The organism is Variovorax sp. PAMC26660 (genome assembly GCF_014302995.1).
GTDB lineage: Bacteria > Pseudomonadota > Gammaproteobacteria > Burkholderiales > Burkholderiaceae_C > Variovorax.
On record NZ_CP060295.1, the window covers coordinates 127,315 to 144,114 of the forward strand.

Consider the following 16,800-nt stretch of genomic DNA (forward strand, 5'->3'; position numbering starts at 1 on the left):
GCTCGCGTCACCCCTGGGTGACGTGCGTGACGTGCACACCCGGCCGCTGGCGGGGATTCCACTTGCCATCCAGCGCCCGCTCGATCTGCGCGGCCAGTTGCAGCAGCAGCCCGTCGTTGGCCTGTGCCGCCTGCGCCTGGATGCCCAGCGGCAGGCCGTTTTCCTGCGCGGCCATCGGCAGCGAGATGCCCGGCATGCCGCACAGGTTGGCCAGCGGCGTGTAGGCGAAGTTCTGCCACAGGTTCGCGAACCAGTCATGGACCGACGGGTTCTTGCTGGTCGTCAGGTATTCGCTGGTGCCGACCTTGGGCGTGGGCAGCGCAGTGATCGGCGTGAGGATGATGTCCCAGCGCTGGAAGAAGTTGCCGAAGGCGCGCGAGGTGGTGTTGAACACCGCCTGCATCTTCGAGCGCTCGGTGTACGAGGTGCCCACGCCGGCCTCCCAGATCTTGATGTTGATGGGCTCCAGCAACTCGGCCGGCGGGCGCTCCAGCCCCAGGCGCTGCAGATGGCCGTCGATGACCTGCGCGAAGTTGCTGATGTAGCAGGTGGTCTGCGCGGCAAAGGCGGTTTGAAAGTCCACCTCGGGCAACGCCCATTCGACATGGTGGCCCAGCCTTTCGAGAAATTTGCCGACGCGCTCCAGCTCGGCCACGAAGTGCGGCGTGGCGCGGAAGTCGCCCCATTCGTGCGACAGCGCAATGCGCAGGCGGCCCGGGTCCTTCTTGATGAGTTCGCTGTAGGGCTGCGCCGGCGACCAGAACGGCATGAACTCGCCCGGCGCGCCGCCCCGGCAGTTGTCGACGAAGGCCGCCGTGTCGCGCACGGTGCGGCTGTGGCAGCCCTGGATCGACACCAGGCCTGAAAGATCCGACAGCCCCGGCGCCAGCGAAAACACGCCGCGCGACACCTTCAGCCCGATGTTGCCGTTCACGCCGGCCGGAATGCGGATGGAGCCGCCGCCATCGGTGGCGTGCGACAGCGGCAGCACGCCCGCTGCCACGGCTGCTGCCGTGCCAGCCGAGGAACCGCAGGTCGTGTATTCGAGGTCCCAGGGATTGCGCGTGAGGAAGAGCGCGTTCTCGACCGAGCTGCACACGCCGAACTCGGGCGTGGTGCTGCGGCCGATGATGTTCAGCCCCGCGTTGCGGATCTTGCTGGTGAGAAAACTGTCTGCCGCCGGGCGATGGCCCTGCATCATCATCGAGCCGAACTCCTGCAGCCGGCCCTTGAGCGTCGGGCCAAGGTCTTTCATCAGGTAGGGCAGGCCCGCGAACACGCCATCGGGGTTCATGCCGTCCTTCAGCGGGTCGGCCACCACGTCGTCGAACACCTCGACCACCGCGTCCAGTTGCGGATTGGTCTTCGCGATGCCGGCTGCCGCCTGTTTCGCCAGGTCGGCCGCAGTCACATCGCCCTTGCGTACGCGCTCGGCCAGTCCTACGCCGTCGTGTGCGGTCCATTCTTCCCAGCTCATTGCCAATGTCATCTCTTGTGTTTCCTTTGTTCCTTGTTGTGTTGCGGGGCGCTGCTGTTGTTGGGGCGGGTTCGGGCTCGGGTTCATTCGGGGCGCGTGCGAATGACACCAGGAGCTCCCCTCCGCGAATGTCCCCCGCTTCGCTCCTCCTTTATTTCGCTGCGGGGAGCACCTGGCGTCATTCGCACAGGGACACGCTGCTGGTGATCGCCGATCAACAAGTGCTCTGAGCGCTCACGTCGATACGGTGCTCTTTTTAGCTAAATAAAGGAGGAGCGAAGCGGGGGACATTCGCGAAAAAGAACACCGTGTCGGCGTGAGCGACGCCCTGAACAGCCCTAAACAAACCGCCTCACACCCAGCGTACCCCCGCCAGCCGAACTCGTCCCGACAACGTACCGACACCGCACCACCGCAGTCGGCCAATGCAGCAACGCACACTCCTTTTTTGCCGGACGCGTCAGCGCGACGCATACTCGTCCAGCGTCGGATGCAACACAAGGAAGACCATGCTCTATGCCATCCTGATCTACGGTTCCGAGTCGGCGGTGGCTGCTTCGGCACCCGGTGCCGAAGAGGAAATGCTCGAGCGCCACACCGACCTGCGCGACGACCTGCAAGCGCAGGGCCGGCTCGGCACGGTGCTTCGGCTGATGCCCGACATGGCCACCACGGTGCGCCGCGCCGGCGACATGCACCCGCTGGTCACCGACGGCCCGTTCGCCGAAACCCGGGAACAGCTCATGGGCCTCTACACCGTCGAGTGTGAAACCGTCGAGGAAGCCACCCACGCAGCGCACCGGCTGGCCTTCGAGACGGGCGTGTTCGAGATCCGGCCGATCACCTGGTACGACCCGGGTGTGATCCCGGCGCGCATTCCGCAGGTCTGAGGCCAGGCCCGGGAGGGGCTCCCTAGAATCGCGCGGGTCATCCAGAACCCGCCGTACCCCGCATGCCACTGCCGCCCGAGTCCCTGTCCACGCCCGCCCTTGTCGACACGCTGATCGTCGATCCGTTCTACCTGGCGATTTCCGTCGATTTCGAGAGCGATCTGCCAGCCCGCAAGGCGGTGTTGGCTGCGTACTTTGCGTACTCGCTGGGTGAGGCCAGCAGGACCGGGCGTTGCGAAACACTGGAAGACCGCGAACTGGGAGCCGCGGCTTGGCTGTTGCCACGAAGCGGGCAGGTGGACGCGCTCGAGTCGGCCGCAAAGAACGCATTTCTGGCGCGCACCCTGGGCCCGCGCGGCCATGACAACTACCACCGCATCGTCGAATTCATGAGCCCGCACGCGAGCGCCGCCGTGCCGGCGCAGGCCTGGTATCTGTCGATCCTCGGCGTCTCGCCTGCCGCGCAGGGGCGCGGGCTGGGCGCGAGGCTGCTGGCACCCACGCTGGCCGAAGCCGACGCGGCGGGCGTTCCGTGCTATCTGGAAACCTTCACGCCGCGCAGCGTGGCCTTCTACGAGCGCTTGGGCTTCCGGCGTGAAGCGAGCCCCCTGGAGCCGGTCACGAACTCGGTGTACGAGATCATGTGCCGGCCCGCTTCGGTGGCCCGGTCGGTCACCACTTGACGCGCACGCCGGCCCTGACTTGTAAATTTCGCAATGGAAGATACAAATGGGAATACCCGGCAACAATTCCTGAAAATAAGTAAAAACGTCCTACGCGCCTCAATAGACCGATCCAAAATGCCGCCACATGTCATTTCTCCAGATCGAAGACGCTGAGCCCGTGTCACTGAGCCCCGCGCTCGTGGTCGAGGATGACCCGGCGATGCAGGAGCGCCTGCGCTATGTGCTGTCCACGCTCGGCTGCGACGAGCAGTTGATCGCGGTCACCGACAGCGTGGCCGGGGCCAAGCTGCTGCTGGAAGAACATCGCTATGGGCTGGTGCTGGTCGACATCGGCCTGCCAGACGGCAACGGCGTGGAGCTGATCAACTGGTTGCAGACCCGCCGCCCGGGTGTTCCAGCGGTGGTCATTTCAGCCTGGCGGACCGAAGAAATCATCTTTGCGGCGCTGCGCGCCGGCGCCATCGGCTACCTGCTCAAGGAACGCGACGACCTCGAACTGAGCATCGCACTGCGAAGCATCGAACAGGGCGGCGCGTCGATCGACCCCTCCATTGCGCGCCGCATCATCGCGTGGCTCGCGACCACGCAGAGCCCGGCACACGCGACCACCGAGCTGCCCGATGACAGTGGTGCCGCGCCCGTCTCGGCGCCGACCACGGCCCTGACGCCGCGCGAACGCAAAATCCTCGAACTGGTGGCGCAGGGGCTGAGCAACCGCGACATGGCCGAGGCGCTCTCGATCTCCAGGCTGACCGTCGAATGCCACACCAAGAACATCTACCGCAAGCTGGCCGTCAACTCGCGCACCGAGGCCGTCTTTCAGGGGCGAAAGCACGGTTTGCTGCGCTGATCGGCGCCTGGTTCTTCTTCCTCTTTCTTGCGGCCGGCGCGGCGCTGGCACAACCAGCGCCCGAACTCCACGCCGAAGCCGTGCGCGGCACCGGTTGGGACGACACCGCGCCGCCTGCCGAAGGCTGGGCGCCCGTCTCGCTGCCCGACAGTTGGGCCACGCGCTGGCCCGACTTCGACGGCGTGGTCTGGTACCGGCTCACCTGGGACCAGCCGGCGCCGGTCGGCGAAGCCGGCCTGCTGCTGCACTACCTCAACATGGCCGGTGAGGTGTCGCTCAACGGCGTCCCGATCTCGCGCGACGACAGCCTGGTCGAGCCGCTCACGCGCGGCTGGAACACGCCGCGCTACTGGCTGCTGGCACCGCCGCTGCTGAAGGCCGGCACCAACACGCTGCTGGTGCGCGTGTCGGGCTTGTTCGCCTACCAGGCAGGCCTGGGACCGGTCAGCCTGGGCACGCCAGCCGCGATACAGACCGAGTTCGAGCGCGAGCGCGTCGTGCGCCGCGACCTGCAGGTGTTGGGCCTCGCGGTGAGCGCAGCCGTCTCGGCCTTCTTCGCCGCGCTGTGGGTATTGCGCCGGCGCGAAGCAGCGTACGGTTGGTTCGCCCTGATGTCGGTGCTGTGGCTGCTGTTCGGCTACAACCAGATCGCGACCAGCCCGTGGCCCTTTGCCAGCAACCACAGCTGGCAGGCGATGAACACCTCGCTGCTGCTGGTGTTCGACGTGTCCTACATCATCTTCGCGCTGCGCTTTTGCCAAAGACGCATGCCGCGCCTGGAAGCCGTTGCGCTGCTGGTCGCCGCGGCCGGCGTGCTCGACCTGTGGATCGCCAGCGGCCCCGCGCTGACCGTGCACCGCGCCATCTGGACCCTGGTGGGCGGCCTGACGGTCATTGCCGTGAACGGCATCTCGATCATTCACGCCCTGCGCCATCGCGACAGCCCGATGCGCTCGCTCGCACCCTTCATGGCGGTGTCGGCCCTGACGGCCGGGCACGACCTGCTGGTGTTCACGCAGGTGATCGACAGCAACATCTACTACACGACGATGTCGTCGTACGTGCTGCTGCTGGGCATGGCCCTGACCCAGGCCGCGCGCTTCGTGCAGAGCCTCAAGCGCATCGAGAACTTCAACAACGAGCTGATCGAGGAAGTGAACGCCGCCAAGGCCGAGCTGGCCACCACGCTCGCGCAGCAGCATTCGCTGGAACTGGCCCATGCGCGCATCGGCGAGCGCGTCAACCTCGTGAGCGATCTGCATGACGGGCTCGGCGGCATGCTGATCGGCAGCATCGCGACGCTGGAGCGCCGGCCCGAAGACCTGTCGGCGCCGCAACTGCTCGCCATGCTCAAGAGCCTGCGCGACGACCTGCGGCTGATCATCGACGCCACCGGCCACAGCGACGGCGCCCTCGCCTTCGGCGAGCTGCTGGTTCCGCTGCGCCACCGCATCTCGCAGTTGCTCGATGCCAACGGCATCGACTGCCGCTGGCAGGTGTCGGGCGTCGATACGCTGGAGCTGTCGCCGTCGCACAGCCTGGAGCTGCTGCGCTTCTTGCAGGAGGCGCTGACCAATGTGCTCAAGCACAGCGCAAGCCGCCGCGTGGACGTGGCCGTGCGGCGCGCGGATGGCGAGCTTCAACTCAGCGTGCGCGACGACGGGCGCGGCTTTGCGGTCGACGCGGTGAACAAGGCCGACGGAGCGGGCCTGCGAAGCCTGCGGGCTAGGGCGCGGCGGCTGGGGGCTGAACTGCAACTCGACTCCCGGCCGGGCGACACGCATGTGGCGTTGCGGATGCCGCTTGCGACCGTCGCATGAACGCGCGGTCCTAGAGTTCCAGCACCAGCCGGCCTTCACAAGCCCGCGAGCAGCACGCCATCATCTTGGTGTTGGCATCGCGCTCCGAACGGGTCAGCACCACGTCGCGGTGATCGACCTTGCCGGACAGCACGCGCACTTCGCACGAGCCGCACAAGCCTTCCTCGCAGTCGCTCTGCACGTCGACATTCGCGGCGCGCAGCGCGGACAGCAGGGTCTGGTCGGGCGGCACGTGGATGACGAGGCCGGAGTCTTTCAGTTCCACCTCGAAGGCATGTTCCTTCGACGGGTCCAGCGTCGCGAGGGTCGACTCGAAATGCTCGACGCGCAAGGCGCCTTCAGGCCACGCGGCGCAGCAGGATTCGAGCGCTTCCAGCATCCGCAGCGGGCCGCAGGCATAGACCTGCGCGCCTGGCATCGGCTGCCCGAGCAATGCCTGCAGATCGTTGCGCCGGCCTTCATCGCTCGCATGCACATGCAGGCGATCGCCGTGCAACGCGGCCAGTTCGTCGAGCAAGGCCATGCTCGCGCGGCTGCGGCCGCTGTAGTGCAGTTCGTAGTCCATGCCCAGCGCTTTCGCGCGGCGGGCCATCGCGCTCACCGGCGTGATGCCGATGCCGCCGGCGATGAAGATGGCCTTCTTCAACGATTCGTCGAGCCTGAAGTGATTGCGCGGGCCGCGAATGCGCAGCCTGTCGCCCACCTTCACGCGGCCGTGCACCCAGGCCGAGCCGCCACGGCCTTCGGGCTCGTGCAGCACGGCGATCTCCAGCACGCCGGCTTCGTCGGGGTCGCCGCACAGCGAGTACTGGCGCGACAGTTCGGGCGTGCCGCATTCCACGTCGATGTGCGAGCCGGCGGTCCAGCGCGGCAGCGACTTGCCGTCGGGCGACACCAGCCGCAGCCTGACGATGCCATCGGCCACCGGCGTCACGCGCTCGACCACCACCGGCCGCGCGATCGCGCCCCGCGAAGGCTCGCCGATGCGAACCGGCACTTGCACATCGCGCAGGCCGGCGTTGTTTCGTTCGGGGTTGGCAGCCGGGTCCCATTCGACGAGCAGATGCTCGGGGCCACGGAACGAAGTGTTCGGCACATAGCTGAAGCGCTGTTCCGACAAGCGCATGTGCGGCAGCCGCCGCGTGAACTCTTCCAGGAAGATCTGCATCTCCATGCGTGCCAGGTTCTTGCCCATGCACTGGTGCGAGCCGTAACCGAAGGTCAGGTGGTCGCTCGCGTTGTCGCGGCGGATGTCGAACAGGTCGGCATCGGCGAAGTGCCCTTCGTCATGGTTGGCCGACGAGGTGACGATCAGCAGCCGCGAGCCGGCCGGCAGGTCGACGCCGTCGATCTGCGTGTCGGTCGTGACGAGGCGGCGCCATGCAGCCACCGAGCCGTTGTGGCGCAGGCACTCTTCGACCGCGTTGGGAATGAGCCCCGGGTCTTCGCACAGCTCCTGCCACACCTGCGGGTGCTGCAGCAGCAGCTTCATCGCATTGGCGGTGGCATTGGCCGTGGTCTCGTGCGCGGCCACGATGCCGGCCATCATCATCGAGTGCAGGTACGAGTCGGTCACCACGTCGGGTTGCAGCATCTGCTTGCGGATGCCGTACTGCATCCAGCCGGGCGCGTCGGGGTCTTGCCGCATCTTGTCGAGCACCTTGCCGGCGTACTGCCAGAAGTTGCCCACGGCATGCGCCACGGCCACCTGTTCTTCGGGCTTGGGACGGCCCCAGGTGTTGACGGTGTGCGCAATCGAATACTTGCGCAGCGTGTCCATGTCTTCCTCGGGCACGCCGAGAAAGTGCAGCGCCACCGTCAGCGGAATTTCCCACAGCATCTGGTCGACGAGGTCGGCCTTGCCGTCGTCGATGAAGCGGTCGACGTAGCTGCGGGCCAGCTCGCGCACCATCGGCTCGTGGTGCTTGAGTTCTTCAGGCGTGAACGGGTCCATCAGCGCGCGGCGGCGCGGCATGTGGGCCGGTTCGTCTTCGTTCACCAGCGTGCGGTTCAGCGCGAAGCCGTAGCTTGCGAGCACGGCGTTGGCCTCCTCGCCGGTGGGCGTGATCTTCTCCAGCGCGTTGGACGGGCTGAAGGTGATGTTGTCGCGAAACACCGCCTTGATGTCCGCATAGCGCGTGATCACCCAGTAGCCCAGCTTCGGGCTGTAGAAGATCGGCTCCTGCTCGCGCGCCCAGCGCACGTACTCGGGCGGGTCCTGCTGGTAGCCGTCCTCGAAGGGATCGAAGCCGGCGGCGCGCTGGCTCACGGGGCAGCCGGTGGGCGTGCGCTCGGCAGAGAGCGGGCCGTGCGCAACAGGGCAGCCGGAAGCGCGCGAAGGGGTGGCGGTGTCGGGCATGGCGGTCAGGTCAGTCGAGCGTGATCTTCAGGTCGCGAATCAGCTTGTGCCAGCGCGTGGTTTCGTTCTTCAGCAGCGCGGCGTACTGCGCGGGCGTGTTGCCCACGGGCTCCACGCCGAAGTCGACCATGCGCGTGCGCACCGCGGGCTCGTTGATGGCCGCGACGATCTGGCGGTTGAGCGTGTTCACCACCTCCGGCGGCGTGGCCGAGGGCACCACCACGCCGACCAGCGCGGCGGCCTCGACGTTCTTGTAGCCCAGCTCGGCGAAGGTCGGCACGTCGGGCAGTTGCGGCAGGCGCGTGGGGTTGGCCACAGCCAGCGCGCGCACCTTGTTGCCCTTGATGAAGCCGGCGCCGGCGGCCAGGTCGACCATCATGGCCGGCAGTTGGCCGCCCACCACGTCGGCCAGTGCCGGCGCCGCGCCGCGGTATGGCACGTGGACCATGAACAGGCCCGCCTCCACCTTCAGCAGTTCCATCGCCAGGTGATGCGGACTGCCCGCACCTGGCGAGGCGTAGTTGATGCCACCGGGATTGGCCTTCGCCTTGGCGATGAAATCCTTGGCCGTGGCAAAGCCGGAGTTGGTGCCGACCACCAGGATCATCGGAAACTTGCCCATCAGCGTGACGGGCGTCAGGTCTTTGGTGGGGCTGTAGCTCAGCGACTTGTAGAGCGCGGGGTTGAAGACCAGCGTGCCGTTGTCGGCCGACAGGATCGTGTAGCCGTCGGCCGGCGCGCGTGCGGTTTCCGAGGCGGCCAGGGCGGTGTTGCCGCCGGGCTTGTTGTCCACCAGAACCGGCTGCGCGACCTGCATGGCCAGCGTCTGGCCGACCGTGCGCGCCAGGAAGTCGGAGCCGCCGCCGGCTGCGTAGGGAACGATCCAGCGGATCGGTTTGGCCGGATAGGTCTGCGCGCTGGCGCTTGCCGCGACGACAAGGGAAAGGACTGCAAGGCCGCTGGCAATGTGCTTCTTCATGGGGTGTCTCCGGATTGGATATTGTGTATTGCGTAAGTATCATACGCATTGCGTAATTATGATTCGCGGATTTACCCTTCCTCCTAGGCGACCCGGCGCCACCGATCCGAGCACCTAACATGCAGGCGACATGACCCCTTCTTCTCCCCCCGAATCTCCAGCCGCACCGGCCGCAACCCGTGAACGGCGCCAGCGGGTCCAGGCCGCCGAAACCGGCATGGCCGTGCTGAAGGGACTGGCGCACCTCGGCGGCCGCAGCAGCCTGACCGCGCTCTCCACCCATGTGTCCGAAAGCCCGGCCAAGGTGCACCGCTACCTGGCGAGCCTGATGGAAGAAGGCCTGGTGCTGCAGGACGCCGCCTCGCAGCACTACTACCTGGGCACCGAAGCCATCCAGATCGGGCTGGCGGCCATGCGGCAGGCCGACCCGATCCGCGCTGCCGAGCCCTGCCTGATCCGCCTGCGCGAATCGCTGGAAGTGACCTGCTTCATCGCGGTCATGGGCAACAAGGGGCCGACCATCGTGCGTTTCGAGGAGCCCGGCCTGCCGGTCACAGTGAACGTGCGCGCCGGCTCGGTGATGTCGATGCTGTGGTCGGCCACCGGCCGCGCGTTCCTGGGGCTGCTCGACGAATCGCGCGTGCTGGCACTCGCCGAGCAGGAACTGGCGGCAGCCACACCGGACATGCGCGCCACGCTCGACGCCGCCGACCCGATCGGCCAGTTGCGCCGCGATGTGCAGAAGGCGCGCTGCGCCAGCGTGAAGGACACCTACCTGCGCGGCATCAGCGCCGTGGCAGCGCCGGTGTACGACTATGCGGGCCGCGTGTGCGCCGTGCTGACGGCGCTGGGTGCCACGGGCGGGTTCGATCCGGCCATCGACGGAGCGATCGCCACGGCCGTGCGGCGGGAGGCCCAGGCCACGAGCGCCATGCTCGGCGCCCGCTCCTGAGACCGAGAGAGCGGGATCAGTCGGCCCAGACCACCGCGCCGCTCCACGCCGTGGCCAGCACCACGATGCCGAAGGCGATGCGATACCAGGCGAACGGAATGAAGTTGTGCGTGCTGATGTACTTCAGCAGCCAGCGCACGCACAGCCAGGCGCTGATGAACGAGAACACCAGCCCCACCGCGAACAGCGGAATGTCGGCCACCGACAGCAGCGCGCGCTCTTTGTAAAGGCTGTACACGCCGGCGCCGATCAGCGTCGGAATGGCCAGGAAGAACGAGAAATCGGTCGCCGCCTGGCGCGACAGGCCCAGCAGCATGCCGCCGATGATGGTCGAGCCGCTGCGGCTGGTGCCCGGAATCATCGCGAAGCACTGCACCAGGCCGACCTTGAGCGCGTCCCACGCCGTCATGTCGTCCACGTGCTCGACGCGCACCGAGCCCGGCGGCCGCTTTTCGGCCCACAGGATGATGAAGCCGCCGATGATGAAGGTGCTCGCCACCACGGTCGGAATGAACAGGTGCGCCTTGATGACCTTGCCGAACAGCAGGCCCAGCACCACCGCCGGCAGGAAGCCGATGAAGATGTTGAGCGCCAGGCGCTGCGCCTTGGGCTGCCGGGGCAACGCGACGACGGTCGACTTGATCTTCTGCCAATAGACCAGGATCACTGCAAAGATGGCCCCGGTCTGGATGGCGATGTCGAAGACCTTGGCCTTGTCGTCATCGAAGCCCAGCAGCGAGCCCGCAAGAATCAGATGGCCGGTCGACGAGATCGGAAGAAATTCGGTCAGCCCCTCCACGATGCCCATGATGGCGGCCTTGACCAGCAAAACGATGTCCACGCGTACTCCTTGAAAGAGCGGCAATTATCGCGATGGCACAGGTCAGGTGATGTTCAGGTGCGGGCGATGAATCGACACATCCGGCCCGCAAGATACCCAGTTCAGGTGATGTTCGGGCACGGCGCATTGACACATATTTCAAAGTGACCATTCATCTGCGTCCGAAGGAGTTTTGCAATGCGAACGTTCACCCCCGGGGATGGGCATGAAGAGCATGTGTCGACCGCCGACGACCACGGCGAAGACCGCCGAAAGAACGCCCTGGAGATCGAGACCGACCAGCGCGCCTCGATGAAGCGGGTGGCAGAGGCCACCGGCGCCTCCGCCCACGAGCTGCAGCAACTGATGCAGCGCCTGCTCGACATCGACCGTTCGGGCACGAGCGCCGGCATCGTCGCGCAGGGCCACATCGCCGCCGACCGGATGGAATCAGGCATGCAGGCGCTGGACCTGGGCGACGGCAGCGTGGCCGAGCAGCGGGCCGACGCGATCCAGAGCATCGACTTCTGGCTGCTGGAGCCCCTTGACCCGGCGCACGACAAGAAGTGGTACGCCCGCTGGAAGTTCTGGAGCTTCATCCTGGGCGCGCCCGGGCCGGAAGCCTCGCTCACCCTGCAAGGCCTGGCGCTGCGGCCCAGCGAGCCGGGCGATGCGCATGCCGACCTGGTGGCCAAGGCGCGCAAGGTGCTTGAAAGCTGGCGCCGCACCTCCGAGCCGCTGTTCTGGGCGGCCGTCGAATGCTATGTGCGGCAGCATTCGTTTTCGCTCGAAACACAGGCCTATCTGCTGCACTGCATCGCGGCCGTGTTCGGCGGCGACAACATGAAGCTGTCGAATGCGCAGAGCGAAGAGCTCACCGGCATCCTTGCCGGCACCTACTGCGACGCGCTCGGCACCTCGGCCACGCTGCCTTCGTCGGACATCTACCGCCGGCTGTCGCAGGGCCTGGAAGCCACCGACCGCGAGACCGGCCTCACACGCATGCTGGGACGCAGCGATGCGGCGCAGATCGCAATGACCGCGCTGTTCTCGATCATCGAAAGCCCGAGCCCGTCAGGCGCTCGCTGAACCCTGCGTCGTGCGCCGGCGCAGCGCGCGCACGGCGCTGTCGACGGTGGTCAGCACCGGCAATCCGCTGGCCTGCGCGCAGGCATCACGCGCCCGCGCCATGCTGAATTGGGCCAGCGCGATGCGCGTGCAGCCGCGCTCGCGCAGCGCTGCGGCCTGCGCCGCAATCAACGCATCGTGCCGCTGCGTGTCGCCGGCGTTCAAGGCATCGAGCGCGCCTTCGGCCAGGGCCAATTCGAGCGCCGTGCCGGCCGGAAACTCGGGCGGCATCGACGCCAGCGTGGGCGCGAAGGTGGCGATCAGCCCGAGCCTGCCGCCCTGCCCTTGCGTTGCTTCCTCGACCATCGCCTCGTTGGGCTTGAGCACCGGAATGCCCGCATGCTGCCGCGCCACGGCCTCGATGCACGGCCCGAAAGCCGAGCAGGTGAAGAGGATGCCCTGCGCACCGGTATCGACCGCGTACTGCGCGAGTCGCGCAAAACGCGCGTGCATCGCCGCGTCCAGCCCGCGTCCGCTGCGTGCGAGGTCGGCCGAGAGGCTGTCGTCGAGCAGGTTCATGCGCTGCGCCTGTGGCCAGTCGCGCGCAAAGGCTTCGTTGATGGGCGCGACGGAATGCGAAAGCGCATGGATCAGGGCGATGCGTGTCATGAAGTCGGCGGCTCAGATGCCCTTGGACGACGGGTTGGCAAACGCGTCCTTCGTTTCGGCATTGAGCGGGTAGTTGATGTTGATGCCCTTGGGCGGAATCGGCGAGGTGAACCACTTGGCATAGAGCTTTTCCATCTCGCCCGACTTCATCATGCCCGACACCACCCGGTCGACCAGCGCCTTGAAGGCCGGATCGTCCTTGCGGAACATCAGCGACTGGTTCTCGGTGCGCAGGCTCTCGCCGGTGATGACAAAGTCCTTCGGGTTGCGCGCATTGGCGATCTGCCCCGCCAGCAGGATGTCGTCGAGCACGAAGGCCTGCGCGCGCCCGCTTTCGACCAGCAGGAACGAATCGCTGTGGTCCTTGCCGGCGAGGTTGTTCACTTCAAGGCTGCGGCCGCGGTCGGCCTCGCGCAGCAGGCGGAACGAGGTTGTGCCGCTGGTGGTGGCCACCGTCTTGCCCTGCAGGTCGGCAATGCTCTTGATGCCCGAATCGGCCTTGACCAGCATGCGCACGTTGTAGCGAAAGATGTCGGGCGAGAACGCCACCTGCTTTTGTCGCTCGACCAGGTTGGTGGTGGAGCCGCACTCGATGTCGACCGTGCCGTTCTGCACCAGCGGCATGCGGTTGGCCGAAGTCACAGCCTGGTACTTGATCTCGATGGCCGGCATCTTCAGTTCGGCCTTTGCCGCCTCGACGATGCGGTTGCAGATCTCGATGCTGTAGCCCACCGGCTTCAGGTTGCCGTCGAGGTACGAGAAGCCGAACGACGACTCGCGGTAGCCGAAGGTGACGCTGCCGCTGGCCTTGATCTTGGCGAGCGTGTCGTTGTCCTGGGCCTGCGCAGCCGTGTGCGGCAACAAAAGGGCGAAGGCCACCGCGAGAGCGGCAGCACCAAAGGGAATCGGGAGACGAAGCTTGGGCATGGAAGCGCTCCTGGGAACGGCGGTTGAAGAAAAAGGGGCTACAGAGATCGGGCGGCGCTCAGCGCGCAGCGGCACGCGTGACCGCGTCGATGGAGGCCGCCAGGCGCGCGACGATCTCCTGCAGGTCCTGCCGCGTGGCAATGAAGGGCGGCGCCAGCAGCACGTGGTCGCCCTGGCGGCCGTCGACCGTGCCGCCGAATGGGTAGCACAGCAGGCCGCGCGACATGGCGTCTTTCTTGACCGTCGCGTGGAGCTTCAGGGCGGGATCGAAAGGCGTCTTGTCCGCGCGGTCGGCCACCAGTTCGATGCCCCAGAAGAAGCCTCGGCCTCGGATGTCGCCGACATGCGGATGTGCGTCCAACGTTTCGGCCAGCATCGCGCCGAAGGCAATGCCGTCTTCGCGCACCTTGGCGACGAGGCCGTCGCGCCGGATCACCTGTTGCACCGCGAGCGCCGCAGCGCAGGCCATCGGATGACCGAGGTAGGTGTGGCCGTGCTGGAAGAAGCCGCTGCCCTTGGACATCGCCTCGACGATGCGGCCTTGCGCCAGCACCGCGCCGATCGGCTGATAGCCACCGCCCAGTCCCTTGGCGATGGCGATGAGGTCGGGCACCACGCCCTCCTGATCGCAGGCGTGCAGCGTGCCGGTGCGGCCCATGCCGCACATCACTTCGTCGAGGATCAGCAGCACGCCGTGCCTGTCGCACACCGCACGCACCGCCTTGAAGTAGCCGGGCACCGGTGTCAGAACGCCTGCGGTGGCACCGCCGACGGTCTCGGCCACGAAGGCGATCACGCGGTCGGCGCCTTGGTCGAGGATGGCCGCTTCCAGCTCGGCCGCGAGGCGCAGGCCGTATTGCTCGGCGCTTTCGTCGGTGCGCTGCTCGCGGTACGGATAGCACGGCGACACATGCGTGGCCGGCACGAGGATCGGCGCGAAGGGCTCGCGCCGCCAGGCGTTGCCGCCCACCGCCAGCGCGCCCAGCGTGTTGCCGTGGTAGCTCTGCCGCCGCGCGATGAAGTGCGTGCGCTGCGGCTGGCCGATCTCGACGAAGTACTGGCGCGCCATCTTCAGCGCGGCCTCCACCGCCTCGGAGCCGCCGCTCACCAGGTACACGTGGCTCATGCCCTCGGGCGCAGAACCGATCAGTTCGTCGGCCAGTTGCTCGGCCACCTCGCTGGTGAAGAAGCTGGTGTGCGCGTAGGCCAGCCGGTCGAGCTGGGCGTGCATGGCAGCCAGCACCTCGGGGTGCGCATGGCCGAGCGACGACACGGCGGCGCCACCTGAAGCGTCGAGGTATTCGCGGCCCTCGGCATCGCGGATGAGCATGCCGTGGGAGCCGGCGGCAACGGGCGGGGTCTGGCGAAGGTGGCGGTGAAAAACATGCGTCATGGCGGAGAAATCCCGGAACAGATCTTGGAACCAACGTTTCCATCGAATTATTGTTTGGAACATTTGTTCCGTCAACTGTTCCGTGCCGACCACTCCGGTACATTCGTTCCAACGACAGCCAGAAAAGAGACACCGCCATGGGCGCCAGAGACCAGATCCGCCAGCGTTTCAACGAACTGAGCCCCGCGCTGCAGCAGGTGGCGCGCTACGTGCTCGACCATCCGAACGAGGTGGTCACCGGCTCGATGCGCAACGTCGGCACGCGGGCGCAGAGCACGCCCGCCACGCTCGTGCGCTTTGCGCAGCACCTGGGGTTCGAGGGCTGGCCGCAGTTGAAGGAGTCTTTCGCGGCGGACATGGGCCTGGGTTCCGAGACTTATGGCGTGCGCGCCAAGCAACTGGTCGGCCGTGCCAAGGACCAGACCCTCGCGGGCGAAATGTTCGAGGTGCAGCGTCGCAACCTCGAAGCCACGCACCGGCAGAGCGAGCAGGCGTTGCAGAAGGCCTGCGCGCTGATCGAAAAAGCGCCGGCTGTGCACGCCGCGGGTTTCAGGGCCTGCTTTCCGATCGCCTTTTCATTCGTCTACGTGTATCGGCTCTTTCGCACCAGCGTGCACCTGGTCGATGGCCAGGGCGGCTCGCTCGAGATGCAGCAGCGCGCCTTTGCCAAGGGCGATGCGCTGGTGGTGGCGAGCTTCGCGCCCTACTCGCGCGAGGCGCTGCAGGTGGCGCAGGCCGCCAAGGCGGTGGGCTGCCGCATCGTCGCCATCACCGACAGCGTGACGTCGCCGCTGTCGCTGCTGGCGGACGAGACCCTGCTCTTCACGATCCACAGCCCGTCGTTCTTTCCGTCGATCGCCGCCGGCGTGGCGGTGACGGAAGCGCTGGTCGAACTGCTCGCGAGCCGCGCGGGCAAGCCGGTGATCCGGCGCATCGACCAGGCCGAGGCGCAGTTGTTCGAGTCGGGTGCCTACCTGATGGCGCCGGTGGCGCGCGGCGGCTGAGCCAGGCGGCTCACAAGGCGTGAAAAAACCGTAGCGAGCGTGCCGAGCTTGCATCGAGGACCGGAGCCGTACTCTGTACGGTGAGAACCGCAGATGCGAGATCGGGTCGCGCAGCAGGTTTCTTCACACCTTGTCAGGCGAGCGCGCGGGTGTGGCCGGCCTTCTGGCGCAGATTGCTGACCAGCAGGTCGCGATTGGCGGTGATGTGCGAGCGCATGGTGCCTTCGGCAAGGTCTGCCTCGCGCTGGCCCAGCGCCTCGACGATGCGCCGGTGCTCCTCCAGCGCGTTCTGGGCCTGTTCGCGCCGGTAGAGCAGCATCGCGGCGTCGCGGTTGTGCGGCCGCAGGTTGCTGTCGAAGATGATCGGCAACTGGCAGGCCCGGACCACCGCCTCGGTCAGCCAGCGGTTGTCCGCCAGCGCCAGCAGCTTGCGGTGGAAATCGAGGTTCAGGTCGTGCCAGAGCATGGCGTGGGCATCGGTCCACTCCTCGCCGTGCAGCAGCGCGTGCTGCTCTTGCAGCATTTCGGCCAGCCGCTCCTGCGCACGGTCATCCAGGCCGCGCTCGCCGATCAGGCGGCAGCCCATGCCTTCCAGCGTGGCGCGCAGGCTAAAGGCGTCGAACACGTCCTTGGCGTCGAACCGGCGAACCTGAAAACCCCGTTGCGGGTGATAGACCAGCAGCCCCTCGTCGGCCAGCCGCGCCATCGCACCACGCACAGGCGTGCGCGACACGCCGAACTCGTTGGCCAGCGTGATCTCCATCAGGTGGGCGCCAGGCGCAATGACGCCGTCGAAGATGCGGGCGCGCAGCATGTCGGCCACGGACAACGCGCGCGTCCGGGAAGGATCTGGGGGGTTCATCGAAGGTCGGAAACGGGGGCGGCCGGAATCAGGCCGCGCGGATG

15 protein-coding genes are annotated in these 16,800 nt (G+C 66.9%); 7 read left to right on the forward strand and 8 right to left on the reverse strand.

Annotation, left to right across the window (positions count from 1 at the left end; all coding sequences use genetic code 11):
- Window positions 1-7: 7 nt before the first annotated feature.
- Entirely contained in the window at window positions 8-1,489 is a 1,482-nt protein-coding gene (locus H7F35_RS00580; RefSeq protein WP_187111064.1) for an amidase, read from the reverse strand.
- A 497-nt stretch (window positions 1,490-1,986) separates the two neighbouring features.
- Between H7F35_RS00580 and H7F35_RS00585 the strand changes: the two genes are divergently transcribed.
- The 4 genes from H7F35_RS00585 (at window position 1,987) to H7F35_RS00600 (ending at window position 5,723) form a co-directional block, all read left to right on the forward strand.
- Window positions 1,987-2,367: a YciI family protein gene (locus tag H7F35_RS00585; protein ID WP_187111065.1), complete on the forward strand. Its 381-nt coding sequence runs from the start codon at window positions 1,987-1,989 to the stop codon at window positions 2,365-2,367.
- Between the two features lie 62 nt (window positions 2,368-2,429).
- Entirely contained in the window at window positions 2,430-3,050 is a 621-nt protein-coding gene (locus H7F35_RS00590) for a GNAT family N-acetyltransferase (RefSeq protein WP_261803479.1), read from the forward strand.
- A 127-nt stretch (window positions 3,051-3,177) separates the two neighbouring features.
- Window positions 3,178-3,903, forward strand: coding sequence for a response regulator transcription factor (locus tag H7F35_RS00595; RefSeq protein ID WP_187111066.1), 726 nt, complete (start codon window positions 3,178-3,180; stop codon window positions 3,901-3,903).
- The gene (locus H7F35_RS00600; RefSeq protein ID WP_187111067.1) at window positions 3,813-5,723 is read left to right on the forward strand and encodes an ATP-binding protein; all 1,911 of its coding nucleotides are present in this window, start codon (window positions 3,813-3,815) and stop codon (window positions 5,721-5,723) included. The genes H7F35_RS00595 and H7F35_RS00600 overlap by 91 nt, the downstream gene beginning before the upstream one ends.
- Window positions 5,724-5,733: 10 nt before the next feature.
- Here H7F35_RS00600 and H7F35_RS00605 read toward each other — a convergent pair whose 3' ends face one another.
- Together H7F35_RS00605 and H7F35_RS00610 are read right to left on the reverse strand one after the other, a co-directional pair.
- Window positions 5,734-8,082 (reverse strand): cytochrome P450/oxidoreductase, encoded by a 2,349-nt coding sequence (locus H7F35_RS00605; RefSeq protein WP_187111068.1) that lies wholly within the window; start codon window positions 8,080-8,082, stop codon window positions 5,734-5,736.
- 10 nt (window positions 8,083-8,092) lie between these two features.
- A complete protein-coding gene (locus H7F35_RS00610) occupies window positions 8,093-9,061 on the reverse strand; it encodes a Bug family tripartite tricarboxylate transporter substrate binding protein (protein WP_187111069.1) in 969 nt (322 codons plus the stop codon).
- A 130-nt stretch (window positions 9,062-9,191) separates the two neighbouring features.
- Here H7F35_RS00610 and H7F35_RS00615 point away from each other — a divergent pair, with 130 nt between their 5' ends.
- Complete coding sequence (locus H7F35_RS00615; protein ID WP_187111070.1) at window positions 9,192-10,013, forward strand: IclR family transcriptional regulator; 822 nt, start codon at window positions 9,192-9,194, stop codon at window positions 10,011-10,013.
- 16 nt (window positions 10,014-10,029) lie between these two features.
- Here H7F35_RS00615 and H7F35_RS00620 read toward each other — a convergent pair whose 3' ends face one another.
- Window positions 10,030-10,854, reverse strand: a complete 825-nt coding sequence (locus H7F35_RS00620) for an undecaprenyl-diphosphate phosphatase (protein ID WP_187111071.1) — start codon at window positions 10,852-10,854, stop codon at window positions 10,030-10,032.
- Between the two features lie 177 nt (window positions 10,855-11,031).
- Between H7F35_RS00620 and H7F35_RS00625 the strand changes: the two genes are divergently transcribed.
- Complete coding sequence (locus H7F35_RS00625; protein ID WP_187111072.1) at window positions 11,032-11,922, forward strand: hypothetical protein; 891 nt, start codon at window positions 11,032-11,034, stop codon at window positions 11,920-11,922.
- On the opposite strand, the gene H7F35_RS00630 is transcribed toward H7F35_RS00625, so the two are convergent.
- Genes H7F35_RS00630 through H7F35_RS00640 form a run of 3 tightly spaced genes read right to left on the reverse strand, consistent with a single transcriptional unit; the run spans window position 11,908 to window position 14,890 of the window.
- Entirely contained in the window at window positions 11,908-12,570 is a 663-nt protein-coding gene (locus H7F35_RS00630) for an aspartate/glutamate racemase family protein (RefSeq protein WP_187111073.1), read from the reverse strand. The genes H7F35_RS00625 and H7F35_RS00630 overlap by 15 nt on opposite strands.
- Before the next feature lie 12 nt (window positions 12,571-12,582).
- Entirely contained in the window at window positions 12,583-13,497 is a 915-nt protein-coding gene (locus tag H7F35_RS00635) for a transporter substrate-binding domain-containing protein (protein WP_187111074.1), read from the reverse strand.
- Window positions 13,498-13,555: 58 nt separating this feature from the next.
- Entirely contained in the window at window positions 13,556-14,890 is a 1,335-nt protein-coding gene (locus tag H7F35_RS00640; protein ID WP_187111075.1) for an aspartate aminotransferase family protein, read from the reverse strand.
- A 137-nt stretch (window positions 14,891-15,027) separates the two neighbouring features.
- Here H7F35_RS00640 and H7F35_RS00645 point away from each other — a divergent pair, with 137 nt between their 5' ends.
- Complete coding sequence (locus tag H7F35_RS00645) at window positions 15,028-15,894, forward strand: MurR/RpiR family transcriptional regulator (RefSeq protein ID WP_187111076.1); 867 nt, start codon at window positions 15,028-15,030, stop codon at window positions 15,892-15,894.
- A gap of 133 nt (window positions 15,895-16,027) precedes the next feature.
- On the opposite strand, the gene H7F35_RS00650 is transcribed toward H7F35_RS00645, so the two are convergent.
- Complete coding sequence (locus H7F35_RS00650) at window positions 16,028-16,756, reverse strand: GntR family transcriptional regulator (protein WP_187111077.1); 729 nt, start codon at window positions 16,754-16,756, stop codon at window positions 16,028-16,030.
- Window positions 16,757-16,800: the final 44 nt, after the last annotated feature.

What these genes read in the sequence shown, in the direction of transcription:
- H7F35_RS00605 (WP_187111068.1), bottom strand. Translation starts at nt 8,082, where the DNA reads ATGCCCGACACCGCCACCCCTTCGCGCGCTTCCGGCTGCCCTGTTGCG.
- H7F35_RS00610 (WP_187111069.1), bottom strand. Translation starts at nt 9,061, where the DNA reads ATGAAGAAGCACATTGCCAGCGGCCTTGCAGTCCTTTCCCTTGTCGTC.
- H7F35_RS00625 (WP_187111072.1), top strand. Translation starts at nt 11,032, where the DNA reads ATGCGAACGTTCACCCCCGGGGATGGGCATGAAGAGCATGTGTCGACC.
- H7F35_RS00600 (WP_187111067.1), top strand. Translation starts at nt 3,813, where the DNA reads ATGCCACACCAAGAACATCTACCGCAAGCTGGCCGTCAACTCGCGCAC.
- H7F35_RS00640 (WP_187111075.1), bottom strand. Translation starts at nt 14,890, where the DNA reads ATGACGCATGTTTTTCACCGCCACCTTCGCCAGACCCCGCCCGTTGCC.
- H7F35_RS00595 (WP_187111066.1), top strand. Translation starts at nt 3,178, where the DNA reads ATGTCATTTCTCCAGATCGAAGACGCTGAGCCCGTGTCACTGAGCCCC.
- H7F35_RS00630 (WP_187111073.1), bottom strand. Translation starts at nt 12,570, where the DNA reads ATGACACGCATCGCCCTGATCCATGCGCTTTCGCATTCCGTCGCGCCC.
- H7F35_RS00590 (WP_261803479.1), top strand. Translation starts at nt 2,430, where the DNA reads ATGCCACTGCCGCCCGAGTCCCTGTCCACGCCCGCCCTTGTCGACACG.
- H7F35_RS00635 (WP_187111074.1), bottom strand. Translation starts at nt 13,497, where the DNA reads ATGCCCAAGCTTCGTCTCCCGATTCCCTTTGGTGCTGCCGCTCTCGCG.
- H7F35_RS00580 (WP_187111064.1), bottom strand. Translation starts at nt 1,489, where the DNA reads ATGACATTGGCAATGAGCTGGGAAGAATGGACCGCACACGACGGCGTA.
- H7F35_RS00615 (WP_187111070.1), top strand. Translation starts at nt 9,192, where the DNA reads ATGACCCCTTCTTCTCCCCCCGAATCTCCAGCCGCACCGGCCGCAACC.
- H7F35_RS00585 (WP_187111065.1), top strand. Translation starts at nt 1,987, where the DNA reads ATGCTCTATGCCATCCTGATCTACGGTTCCGAGTCGGCGGTGGCTGCT.
- H7F35_RS00650 (WP_187111077.1), bottom strand. Translation starts at nt 16,756, where the DNA reads ATGAACCCCCCAGATCCTTCCCGGACGCGCGCGTTGTCCGTGGCCGAC.
- H7F35_RS00645 (WP_187111076.1), top strand. Translation starts at nt 15,028, where the DNA reads ATGGGCGCCAGAGACCAGATCCGCCAGCGTTTCAACGAACTGAGCCCC.